The organism is Serratia sp. 22264, from assembly GCF_052045345.1.
Classification (GTDB): domain Bacteria; phylum Pseudomonadota; class Gammaproteobacteria; order Enterobacterales; family Enterobacteriaceae; genus Serratia; species Serratia plymuthica.
Genome location: NZ_JBQEOY010000008.1, coordinates 11,242 through 22,957, shown reverse-complemented (window position 1 = coordinate 22,957; position 11,716 = coordinate 11,242). Strand labels below are relative to the sequence as shown.

Below are 11,716 nucleotides of genomic sequence, written 5' to 3'. Positions count from 1 at the left end.
TAAGTCTGGCAGATTGTGTACTTCAAGTGTCATATGACACAAATGGGTGATGGTAAGGAGTTTATAGTGAAAAAGTGGTTGTGTGCCGCAGGCCTCGGTTTAGCAATGGCTGCTTCAGCTGGCGTTCAGGCAGCAGATAATATCGCTGTAGTTAACGTCTCCAGCATTTTCCAACAGTTGCCTGCGCGTGAAACCGTGGCTAAACAGCTGGAAAACGAGTTCAAAGGCCGTGCGGGCGAACTTCAGAACATGGAGCGTAGCCTTCAGACCAAAATGCAACGTTTGCAGCGTGATGGCGCTACCATGAAAGCCAGCGATCGCAGCAAATTGGAAAAAGACGTGATGGCTCAGCGCGAGCAGTTCTCTCAGAAAGCGCAGGCTTTTGAGCAGGATAACCGTCGCCGCCAGATGGAAGAGCGTAACAAAATCCTGAGCCGTATTCAGGACGCTGTGAAATCTGTTGCCAGCAAAGAAGGCTACGACGTAGTTATCGATGCTAACGCCGTTGCTTACGCAGGTTCTTCTAAAGACATTACTGCTGACGTGCTGAAACAGGTTAAATAAGACATGCTTTCAATTCGACTGGCTGATTTAGCGCAGCAGTTGGATGCACAATTGCACGGTGATGGCGATCTCGTCATCACCGGCATTGCTTCTATGCATTCGGCACAGGCTGGCCAAATCACGTTTTTGTCAAACAGCCGCTATCAAGAGCAGCTGGCTTCCTGCCTGGCAAGCGCAGTGGTGCTTACCGAGGCGGATTTACCACACTGCCGTTCTGCGGCGTTGGTGGTTAAAAACCCTTACCTGACTTACGCGCGCATGGCGCAACTGATGGACACCACGCCGGCTCCCGCTGAGGATATCGCCCCAAGCGCGGTTATCTCACCTGAAGCCACTCTGGGGCAGTATGTTGCCATTGGGGCGAATGCGGTGATCGAGTCAGGCGCAGTACTCGGCGATAACGTGGTTATCGGCCCGGGTTGCTTTATCGGCAAACGCGCACGCATTGGCGCAGGTACGCGCCTGTGGGCGAACGTAACGATTTATCATGAAGTCGAGATCGGCCAACATTGCCTGATTCAATCAGGAACTGTGATTGGCGCTGATGGTTTCGGCTATGCCAACGAACGCGGCAACTGGATTAAAATTCCCCAGTTGGGCACGGTGATTATCGGCGATCGCGTCGAGATCGGCGCTTGCACCACCATTGACCGCGGCGCGTTGGATAACACCCAAATCGGGAATGGTGTTATCATCGACAACCAATGCCAGATTGCACATAACGTTGTGATTGGCGACAATACTGCCGTTGCCGGCGGTGTGATTATGGCGGGCAGCCTGAAAATCGGCCGCTATTGCCAGATTGGTGGAGCCAGTGTGATCAACGGTCACATGGAGATCGCCGACAAGGTTGTTGTCACTGGAATGGGAATGGTTATGCGACCAATCACCGAACCTGGGGTATACTCTTCGGGCATTCCGTTACAACCCAACAAAGTTTGGCGTAAAACCGCTGCGTTGGTGATGAATATCGATGAGATTAGCAAGCGCTTAAAAGCTGTCGAACGAAAAGTCGGAAAAGACTAATCACTGCCGCCCGCCTCGCTGGGTACAAAACGAAACGCGTTGGTCATAAGACCAAAAGCGCAAAGAGTTGTTAATTTGCGGCCTGCATGATGATCTCCTTTTGGGGTCAGCGCAGGCCGTGTTGTTGATGCCATCAGTTTTTAGAGACAGGAAGAGTATTTTGACTACTGACACTCATACTCTGGATATTGCAGAAATTTTGGAGTTGCTTCCTCACCGTTACCCGTTCTTGCTGGTCGATCGCGTCCTTGAGTTTGAGGAGCACAAATTCCTGCGTGCGGTGAAGAACGTATCTGTAAATGAGCCGTTTTTCCAGGGGCACTTCCCTGGTAAGCCGATTTTTCCAGGCGTATTGATTCTGGAAGCAATGGCGCAGGCTACCGGTATTCTGGCGTTTAAAAGCGTCGGCAAACTGGAGCCGGGCGAATTGTATTACTTTGCCGGTATCGACGAAGCCCGTTTCAAACGACCGGTAGTGCCAGGCGATCAGATGATCATGGAAGTCACCTTTGAGAAAACTCGTCGTGGTCTGACGCGCTTCAAAGGCGTAGCGACCGTTGACGGCAAAATTGTTTGCGAAGCAACCATGATGTGCGCGCGCAGCCGGGAGTCTTAATCCGTGATTGACAAAACCGCCTTTATCCATCCAAGCGCGATTATCGAAGAAGGCGCCGTTATCGGCGCTGGCGCGCACATCGGTCCCTTCTGTTACGTCGGTTCCCAGGTGGAAATCGGCGCTGGCACGGTACTGAAATCCCACGTTGTGGTGAATGGTGTGACCAAAATCGGCCGTGACAATCAGATCTATCAATTTGCCTCTATCGGCGAAGCGAATCAGGATCTGAAATACGCGGGTGAACCGACACGTGTCGAGATTGGCGATCGCAACCGCATCCGCGAAAGCGTCACCGTTCATCGCGGCACGGTGCAAGGTACCAGCCTGACCAAGATCGGCGACGACAACCTGTTTATGGTGAATGCGCACATTGCCCACGACTGTATCGTCGGCAATCGCTGCATCTTCGCCAACAACGCGACGCTGGGCGGCCACGTTGAGGTTGATGATTATGCGATCATTGGCGGCATGACGGCGGTGCACCAGTTCTGTGTGATTGGTGCTCACGTTATGGTTGGCGGCTGCTCTGGCGTTGCCCAGGATGTGCCACCTTTTGTCATCGCGCAGGGTAACCACGCTACACCATTCGGTATCAATATCGAAGGGTTGAAGCGTCGTGGTTTTGATAAAGAGGCGCTGCATGCTATCCGTAACGCCTACAAACTGCTTTATCGCAGCGGTAAAACGCTGGACGAAGCCAAACCTGAAATCGAAGCTCTGGCCAAAGAGCAGCCGGTAGTGCAGCAGTTCCTCGATTTCTTTGGCCGTTCAACCCGCGGTATTATTCGCTGACCTATGCAAAATCGTCCATTGACTATCGGATTGGTCGCCGGAGAAACTTCCGGTGACATTCTTGGCGCCGGTTTAATCCGAGCGCTCAAGGCGCAGATCCCCGACGCGCGTTTTGTTGGCGTCGCCGGCCCGCTGATGCAGGCTGAAGGCTGCGAAACCTGGTACGAAATGGAAGAGCTGGCGGTAATGGGCGTGGTGGAAGTGCTTGAGCGCTTGCCACGCCTGTTGAAGATCCGCAAGGATCTTACCCGCCGGTTCAGTGAATTGAAGCCGGACGTGTTTGTCGGCATCGATGCGCCCGACTTCAATATCACGCTGGAAGGCCGTCTCAAGCAGCGCGGTATCCGCACTATCCACTATGTCAGTCCGTCGGTCTGGGCCTGGCGTCAGAAGCGCGTTTTCAAAATTGGCAAAGCCACCGATCTGGTGTTGGCATTTCTCCCTTTCGAAAAAGCGTTTTACGATCGTTTCAACGTTCCCTGTCGGTTTATCGGCCACACCATGGCCGACGCCATGCCGCTGCAGCCGGACAAACTGGCCGCACGCGCTACGCTGGGCATAGCCCCAGATGCACGCTGCCTTGCCTTGTTGCCTGGCAGCCGTGGTGCGGAGGTCGAAATGCTGAGCGCTGACTTCCTGAAGACCGCCCAACTGCTTCGCACCCGTTATCCTGGGCTGGAAGTGGTAGTGCCGCTGGTTAACGCCAAACGGCGTGAACAGTTCGAACGTATCAAGGCTGAAGTGGCGCCGGAGCTGACCGTTCACCTGCTGAATGGCCAGGGCCGTGAGGCAATGATCGCCAGCGATGCGGCATTGCTGGCCTCGGGTACCGCAGCGCTGGAGTGTATGCTGGCCAAATGCCCGATGGTGGTGGGTTACCGCATGAAGCCGTTTACCTTCTGGTTGGCGCAGCGGTTGGTGAAGACGCCGTATGTCTCACTGCCTAACCTGCTGGCCGGGCGTGAAATCGTCACCGAACTGTTGCAGCACGACTGTGTGCCGGACAAACTGGCGGCGGCCCTGATGCCGTTGCTGGAAGACAGCCCGCAGACCGAAGATCTGAAACAGACGTTCCTTACCTTGCACCAAAGCATCCGTTGCGGTGCTGATGAACAGGCCGCTCAGGCTGTGTTGGAGCTGGCAAAAGCATGATTGAACCCTTTATCTATCCCGCCGCCACTTTGATTGCCGGTGTGGACGAGGTAGGCCGCGGCCCCTTGGTGGGCGCAGTAGTGACCGCAGCAGTGATCCTCGACCCCGCTCGGCCGATTATTGGCCTGGCAGACTCGAAAAAACTCAGTGAAAAACGCCGTCTGGCACTGTATGACGAAATCGTGGAAAAGGCCTTGTCCTGGAGCCTGGGGCGTGCCGAGCCGGACGAGATCGATCGGTTGAACATCTTGCACGCCACCATGTTGGCCATGCAGCGTGCGGTTGCCGGATTGCATATCGCGCCGGACATGGTATTAATCGACGGTAACCGTTGCCCGAAATTGCCAATGCGCTCGCAGGCGGTGGTGAAGGGTGATAGCCGCGTGGCTGAAATCAGCGCCGCCTCCATTCTGGCGAAGGTGACGCGCGATCGTGAAATGACCGAATTGGATCGCGAGTTCCCGGATTACGGTTTTGCGCAGCATAAAGGCTATCCGACCGCCTTCCACCTGGAGCGCCTGGCCGTGCTGGGTGCGACCGAACATCATCGCCGCAGCTTTGCCCCGGTAAGAAGGGCGCTGGAGCTGTAATCTGCCGGCCTGGGTATCCGGGCTGTGCGCACGATAGCGTTAACCCGGGTTCAGCGTGCTGAGCCCCCTAGTTTCAGGTATCTGGATATGGCCGAACCTCGTTTTATTCACCTGCGCGTTCATAGTGACTACTCCATGATTGATGGATTAGCCAAGATCGGGCCGTTGGTGAAAAGAGCCGCCGCGTTAGCCATGCCTGCTTTGGCAATTACCGATTTCACCAACCTGTGCGGGTTGGTGAAGTTCTATGGCAGTGCGCATGGCGCCGGGATCAAACCGATCATCGGCGCGGATTTTCATGTGCAAAGCGAAGTGCTGGGCGATGAGCTGGCGCAGCTCACCGTACTGGCTGCCAATAATGACGGTTATCAAAACCTGACGCTGCTGATTTCCCGCGCTTACCAGCGTGGTTACGGCGCCGCAGGCCCGATTATTGACCGCGATTGGCTGATAGAACACCGCGAGGGGTTAATCCTGCTTTCTGGTGCCCGTCAGGGGGACGTCGGCAAATTTTTGCTGCGCGGTAACCAGCAACAGGTAGATCAGTGCCTGGACTTCTATCAGCAATATTTCCCGGACAGCTATTATCTCGAACTGATCCGCACAGGCCGGCCGGACGAAGAAAACTACCTGCATGCAGCCGTAGCGCTGGCGACCGAACGTGGGTTGCCGGTGGTGGCCACCAACGACGTGCGTTTTCTGGTAGAGGATGACTTTGACGCCCATGAGATCCGCGTCGCCATCCATGACGGTTTCACGCTTGACGATCCCAAACGCCCGCGCAACTACAGCACGCAGCAATATATGCGCAGCGCAGACGAGATGTGCGAGCTGTTTGCCGACATCCCGGAAGCGCTGCTCAACAGCGTCGAAATCGCCAAGCGCTGCAATGTCACCATCCGTCTCGGCGAATACTTCCTGCCACAGTTCCCGACCGGTGATATGACCACCGAGGACTTCCTGGTACTCAAATCGAAGGAAGGGCTGGAAGAGCGCCTGGAATTCCTGTTCCCGGATCCGGAAGTGCGCGCACAGCGCCGCCCTGAATACGACGAACGTCTGGATATTGAGCTGAAAGTGATCAACCAGATGGGCTTCCCGGGCTACTTCCTGATCGTAATGGAATTCATCCAGTGGTCGAAAGATAACGATGTGCCGGTAGGGCCGGGACGCGGTTCCGGTGCCGGTTCACTGGTGGCCTATGCGCTGAAAATCACCGATCTTGATCCGCTGGAATTTGATTTGCTGTTCGAACGTTTCCTTAACCCGGAACGTGTTTCGATGCCCGACTTCGACGTCGACTTTTGCATGGAAAAACGCGATCTGGTGATTGAGCACGTGGCGGAGATGTATGGCCGCGAGGCGGTATCTCAGATCATTACCTTCGGCACCATGGCGGCCAAAGCGGTTATTCGCGACGTGGGCCGCGTGCTGGGTCACCCCTATGGTTTCGTCGATCGCATCTCCAAGCTGGTGCCGCCCGATCCGGGCATGACGCTGGAAAAGGCATTTGCCGCCGAACCGCAACTGCCGGAAATTTACGAGGCTGACGAAGAAGTCAAAGCGCTGATCGACATGGCGCGCAAGCTGGAAGGGGTGACGCGTAACGCCGGTAAGCACGCCGGCGGCGTGGTTATTGCGCCTACCAAGATCACCGACTTCGCGCCGCTGTACTGCGATGCCGAAGGGAATCACCCGGTCACCCAGTTTGACAAGAATGATGTGGAATACGCCGGGCTGGTGAAGTTCGACTTCCTTGGCTTGCGCACCCTGACCATCATCGACTGGGCGCTGGGGATGATCAATGCCCGGCGAGCGAAAAGCGGGCTGGAACCCATTGATATCGCGGCTATTCCGCTCGAAGACAAAAAAAGCTTCGATATGCTGCAGCGCTCGGAAACCACTGCGGTATTCCAGCTCGAATCACGCGGCATGAAGGATCTGATCAAGCGCCTGAAACCTGACTGTTTCGAAGATATGATCGCACTGGTGGCGCTGTTCCGTCCGGGCCCGTTGCAGTCAGGCATGGTGGATAACTTCATCGACCGCAAACACGGCCGCGAAGAGATTTCTTACCCGGATATCCAGTGGCAGCATGAGTCGCTTAAGCCGGTGCTGGAACCGACCTATGGCATCATCCTGTACCAGGAACAGGTCATGCAGATTGCCCAGGTGCTGGCCGGCTATACGCTGGGCGGCGCGGACATGCTGCGTCGTGCGATGGGTAAAAAGAACCCGGTTGAGATGGCCAAGCAGCGCGGCGGTTTCGAAGATGGGGCAAAATCGCGCGGCATCGACGGTGAACTGTCGGTAAAAATCTTCGATCTGGTAGAGAAATTCGCCGGTTACGGCTTTAACAAGTCGCACTCCGCCGCCTATGCGCTGGTGTCCTACCAGACGCTGTGGTTAAAGGCCCACTACCCGGCCGAGTTTATGGCGGCGGTAATGACCGCCGATATGGACAACACCGACAAGGTCGTGGGGTTGGTGGATGAATGCTGGCGCATGGGCCTGAAAATCCTGCCGCCGGACATTAACAGCGGCCAGTACCATTTCCACGTCAACGATGAAGGCGAGATCGTTTACGGTATCGGCGCGATCAAAGGCGTCGGAGAAGGGCCGATTGAAGCCATTCTCGAAGCGCGAAACAGCGGGGAGCAGGGCTACTTTAAAGACCTGTTCGATCTCTGCGCACGCTCCGATGTCAAAAAACTCAACCGCCGAATTCTGGAAAAACTGATCATGTCCGGGGCATTCGACCGCCTTGGGCCGCATCGCGCCGCGCTGATGAGCTCACTGGGCGACGCGTTGAAAGCAGCCGATCAGCATGCGAAAGCCGAAGCTATCGGCCAGGTGGACATGTTTGGCGTCCTGGCGGAAGCGCCGGAACAAGTGGAGCAATCCTACGCCAATGTGCCCCGCTGGCAGGAGCAGGTAGTGCTGGATGGCGAACGGGAGACGTTGGGGCTATACCTGACCGGCCACCCGATCACCCAGTACTTGAAGGAGATCGAACGTTACGCCGGTGGCCAGCGTTTGAAAGATATGCACCCGACGGATCGGGGCAAAATGACGACCGCCGTTGGGCTGGTGATCGCCTCGCGGGTTATGGTCACCAAGCGCGGTAATCGCATCGGGATTTGTACGCTGGATGACCGTTCGGGCCGTCTGGAAGTGATGTTATTCACCGATGCGTTAGAAAAATACCAGCATTTGTTGGAAAAAGACCGTATCCTGATCGCCAGTGGACAGGTCAGCTTTGATGACTTTAGCGGCGGGCTTAAAATGACGGCCCGCGAACTAATGGACATCAGTGAAGCCCGTGAAAAATACGCTCGTGGGCTTGCTATCTCGCTGACGGACAGGCAAATTGATGACCAGCTTTTGAACCGTCTCCGTCAGTCGTTGGAACCCCATCGCTCGGGGACGATTCCAGTGCATCTTTACTATCAACGGGAAGATGCGCGGGCCAAGCTGCGTTTTGGCGCAACCTGGCGCGTGACGCCCACCGACCGCTTGTTGATAGATTTGCGGACTTTGGTAGGTAATGAGCAGGTGGAACTGGAATTTGACTAATATAGGAATGCTATGAGTCTGAATTTTCTTGATTTTGAACAGCCGATTGCAGAGCTGGAAGCGAAAATTGACTCGCTGACTGCAGTCAGTCGTCAAGACGAAAAATTAGATATTAATCTGGACGAAGAGGTTCAGCGCCTTCGTGAAAAGAGCGTTGAGCTGACGCGCAAGATTTTTTCCGATCTTGGGGCCTGGCAAGTTGCCCAATTGGCACGCCACCCGCGCCGTCCTTATACCCTGGATTATATCAAACACATCTTTACCGACTTCGAAGAGTTGGCTGGCGACCGCGCTTACGCCGATGACAAAGCGATCGTTGGTGGTATTGCGCGCCTGGATGGCCGCCCGGTGATGATCATTGGTCATCAGAAAGGCCGCGAAACCAAAGAAAAAATCCGCCGTAACTTCGGTATGCCGGCACCAGAAGGCTATCGCAAGGCACTGCGCCTGATGGAAATGGCTTCTCGCTTCAAGATGCCGCTGATCACTTTCATCGACACGCCAGGGGCTTACCCGGGCGTGGGCGCGGAAGAACGCGGCCAGTCTGAGGCCATTGCCCGCAACCTGCGTGAAATGTCTCGCCTGAATATCCCGGTGATCTGCACCGTGATCGGCGAAGGCGGTTCTGGCGGCGCGTTGGCGATCGGCGTTGGCGATAAAGTGAATATGCTGCAGTACAGCACCTATTCGGTGATCTCGCCGGAAGGTTGCGCCTCAATTCTGTGGAAGAGCGCCGACAAAGCGCCGTTGGCCGCAGAGGCGATGGGCATTACCGCGCCACGCCTGAAAGAGCTGAAGCTGATCGATTCGGTGATCCCGGAGCCGCTGGGTTCCGCTCACCGTGACGTCCCGGCGATGGCCGCTTCGTTGAAAGCGCAATTGCTGGCTGATCTGAAAGATCTCGACGGCCTGAACAACGAAGAGTTGCTCAATCGCCGCTACCAGCGCCTGATGAACTACGGCTATTGCTGAGTGTCGTCCTGCGTTGCAAAAAACCGCCTTCGGGCGGTTTTTTTATATCTGATGAAAAAGGCGCTGTTATGCGCAAACTTTTTGCGGAGCGGTGCGCAGCATCCCGATGACGGGGTACACACTATCGGATTTTCATGTTGTTATAGAAGTTTGGCGGAATTGACAGGAGCAGCCAATGAATATCATCGCAATCATGAGCCCAACGGGCGTCTATTACAAAGATGAGCCTATTCGTGAGCTGCACACCGCATTGGCTACGATGGGTTTCCAGTTGGTTTACCCGAAAAATGGCGGTGATCTGCTGAAGCTGATCGAGGCCAATGCGCGTATTTGCGGAGTGATTTTCGACTGGGACGACTACAGCCTGGAGCTGTGCAGCGAAATTAACGAGCTGAATGAATATCTGCCGCTATATGCGTTTATCAACCAGTATTCCACCTTCGACGTCAGTCTGCATGAAATGCGCATGGTGCTGTATTTCTTTGAGTATGGCTTGAATGCGGCAGATGATATTGCGCAGCGTATCCAGCAATACACCGCAGAATATATCGACACCATTACGCCGCCCTTAACCAAGGCACTATTCAACTATGTGCGCGAGGGCAAATACACTTTTTGCACCCCAGGGCATATGGCCGGCACTGCCTTCCAGAAAAGCCCGGTTGGCTGCCTGTTTTACGATTTTTTCGGTGCCAACACCTTAAAAGCCGACGTCTCCATATCGGTGACCGAGCTGGGTTCGCTGCTGGACCATACCGGCCCGCATCTGGAGGCCGAAGAGTATATTGCGCGTACCTTTAACGCCGAGCAGAGCTATCTGGTGACCAATGGCACCTCCACCGCCAACAAGATTGTCGGCATGTATTCGGCCCCGGCAGGCAGCACGGTGTTGATTGACCGCAACTGCCATAAATCGCTGTGCCATCTGCTGATGATGAGCGATATCGTCCCGATCTACCTGCGCCCGCTGCGTAATGCCTACGGCATTCTTGGCGGTATTCCGCAGCATGAGTTTACCCATGAGAGCATTGCCGGCCGGGTCGCCGCCACTGCGAATGCCAGTTGGCCGGTACATGCGGTGATCACCAACTCGACTTATGACGGCCTGCTGTATAACACCGATTACATCAAGCAGACGCTGGATGTGCCATCAATCCATTTTGACTCCGCCTGGGTACCCTATACCAACTTCCATCCAATCTACGAAGGCAAGAGTGGTATGAGCGGTGAACGGACGCCCGGCAAGGTGATCTACGAAACGCAGTCCACGCACAAGCTGCTGGCGGCATTCTCGCAGGCCTCAATGATTCACATTAAAGGCGATTACGACGAAAGCACCTTTAACGAAGCCTATATGATGCATACCACCACTTCGCCGAACTATGGCATTGTGGCGTCGATGGAGACTGCCGCCGCAATGCTGCGCGGCAACCCTGGGCGACGGTTGATTAACCGCTCGGTAGAGCGCGCGCTGCATTTCCGTCGTGAGGTGCAGCGGTTGCGGGAGGAGAGCGATAGCTGGTTCTTCGATATCTGGCAGCCTGAAGAGATCGACGAGGCGCAATGCTGGCCGTTGAACCCGGACGATAATTGGCATGGGTTTGGCAATACCGACAGCGATCATATGTATCTCGATCCGATCAAGGTGACGATCCTGACGCCGGGAATGAACGAGCTGGGTACGCTGGAGGAGAGCGGGATCCCGGCGGCGCTGGTGGCGAAATACCTGGACGAGCGCGGCATCGTGGTGGAAAAAACCGGGCCTTATAATCTGCTGTTCCTGTTCAGCATCGGCATTGATAAAACCAAGGCGATGAGCTTACTGCGTGGCCTGACCGATTTTAAACGCGCTTACGATCTTAATCTGCGGGTGAAGAACATGCTGCCGGATCTGTTCGCGGAGGATCCTGATTTCTATCGCAATATGCGTATTCAAGATCTGGCGGCCGGGATCCACCGGTTGATCTGCCGGCACGATCTGCCGCGGCTGATGCTGCGGGCATTCGATGTGCTGCCGGAAATGAAGCTGACGCCGCACCAAATGTTCCAGCAGCAGGTACGTGGCAATGTGGAAACCTGCGAACTGGATCAACTGGTGGGCAAGGTGGCGGCCAATATGATCCTGCCTTATCCACCAGGCGTGCCGTTAGTGATGCCGGGTGAGATGATCACTGAAGAGAGCCGTGCGGTACTCGATTTCTTGCTGATGCTGTGCTCCATCGGCGAGCGTTATCCCGGCTTTGAAACCGATATCCACGGTGCGAAATTGACCGAGGACGGACGTTATCTGGTGAAGGTACTGAAAACGCCGCCGGCCGATATCAACGTTTGAGCTGCTAACCTTAAATGACAGCCCCGTTTGTTCTGTGGGGCTTCTTTTTACCGTTGACGTTGCAACCCTCGCCGGATACCGTGCCTCATCAAGCAG

9 protein-coding genes are annotated in these 11,716 nt (G+C 55.3%); all 9 read left to right on the top strand.

All coding sequences use genetic code 11. The features are described 5' to 3' along the window. Positions 1-66 precede the first annotated feature (66 nt). The 9 genes from skp to ACTJJ1_RS21725 all read left to right on the top strand — a co-directional run bounded on the left by skp (position 67) and on the right by ACTJJ1_RS21725 (position 11,620). Positions 67-564, top strand: coding sequence for a molecular chaperone Skp (skp, locus tag ACTJJ1_RS21765; RefSeq protein WP_004952213.1), 498 nt, complete (start codon positions 67-69; stop codon positions 562-564). Positions 565-567: 3 nt separating this feature from the next. After that, a complete protein-coding gene (gene lpxD / locus ACTJJ1_RS21760) occupies positions 568-1,590 on the top strand; it encodes a UDP-3-O-(3-hydroxymyristoyl)glucosamine N-acyltransferase (protein WP_440835259.1) in 1,023 nt (340 codons plus the stop codon). 160 nt (positions 1,591-1,750) lie between these two features. Next, entirely contained in the window at positions 1,751-2,206 is a 456-nt protein-coding gene (gene fabZ / locus ACTJJ1_RS21755) for a 3-hydroxyacyl-ACP dehydratase FabZ (protein ID WP_006327526.1), read from the top strand. 3 nt (positions 2,207-2,209) lie between these two features. Beyond that, positions 2,210-2,998: an acyl-ACP--UDP-N-acetylglucosamine O-acyltransferase gene (lpxA, locus tag ACTJJ1_RS21750; RefSeq protein WP_004952210.1), complete on the top strand. Its 789-nt coding sequence runs from the start codon at positions 2,210-2,212 to the stop codon at positions 2,996-2,998. Between the two features lie 3 nt (positions 2,999-3,001). Further along, the gene (gene lpxB, locus ACTJJ1_RS21745; RefSeq protein WP_122289312.1) at positions 3,002-4,150 is read left to right on the top strand and encodes a lipid-A-disaccharide synthase; all 1,149 of its coding nucleotides are present in this window, start codon (positions 3,002-3,004) and stop codon (positions 4,148-4,150) included. Continuing rightward, positions 4,147-4,740 (top strand): ribonuclease HII, encoded by a 594-nt coding sequence (rnhB, locus tag ACTJJ1_RS21740; protein WP_006327524.1) that lies wholly within the window; start codon positions 4,147-4,149, stop codon positions 4,738-4,740. The genes lpxB and rnhB overlap by 4 nt, the downstream gene beginning before the upstream one ends. An 87-nt stretch (positions 4,741-4,827) precedes the next feature. After that, positions 4,828-8,316 (top strand): DNA polymerase III subunit alpha, encoded by a 3,489-nt coding sequence (gene dnaE, locus ACTJJ1_RS21735; protein WP_041417147.1) that lies wholly within the window; start codon positions 4,828-4,830, stop codon positions 8,314-8,316. Positions 8,317-8,328: 12 nt separating this feature from the next. Continuing rightward, positions 8,329-9,288, top strand: coding sequence for an acetyl-CoA carboxylase carboxyl transferase subunit alpha (gene accA / locus ACTJJ1_RS21730; protein WP_004952206.1), 960 nt, complete (start codon positions 8,329-8,331; stop codon positions 9,286-9,288). A gap of 175 nt (positions 9,289-9,463) precedes the next feature. Further along, a complete protein-coding gene (locus ACTJJ1_RS21725; RefSeq protein WP_063200323.1) occupies positions 9,464-11,620 on the top strand; it encodes a lysine decarboxylase LdcC in 2,157 nt (718 codons plus the stop codon). The last annotated feature ends 96 nt before the right edge of the window (positions 11,621-11,716 follow it).

Excerpts from the sequence above, each read along its gene's own strand:
- lpxD (WP_440835259.1), top strand. The coding sequence starts at position 568 with ATGCTTTCAATTCGACTGGCTGATTTAGCGCAGCAGTTGGATGCACAA.
- lpxB (WP_122289312.1), top strand. The coding sequence starts at position 3,002 with ATGCAAAATCGTCCATTGACTATCGGATTGGTCGCCGGAGAAACTTCC.
- rnhB (WP_006327524.1), top strand. The coding sequence starts at position 4,147 with ATGATTGAACCCTTTATCTATCCCGCCGCCACTTTGATTGCCGGTGTG.
- dnaE (WP_041417147.1), top strand. The coding sequence starts at position 4,828 with ATGGCCGAACCTCGTTTTATTCACCTGCGCGTTCATAGTGACTACTCC.
- accA (WP_004952206.1), top strand. The coding sequence starts at position 8,329 with ATGAGTCTGAATTTTCTTGATTTTGAACAGCCGATTGCAGAGCTGGAA.
- ACTJJ1_RS21725 (WP_063200323.1), top strand. The coding sequence starts at position 9,464 with ATGAATATCATCGCAATCATGAGCCCAACGGGCGTCTATTACAAAGAT.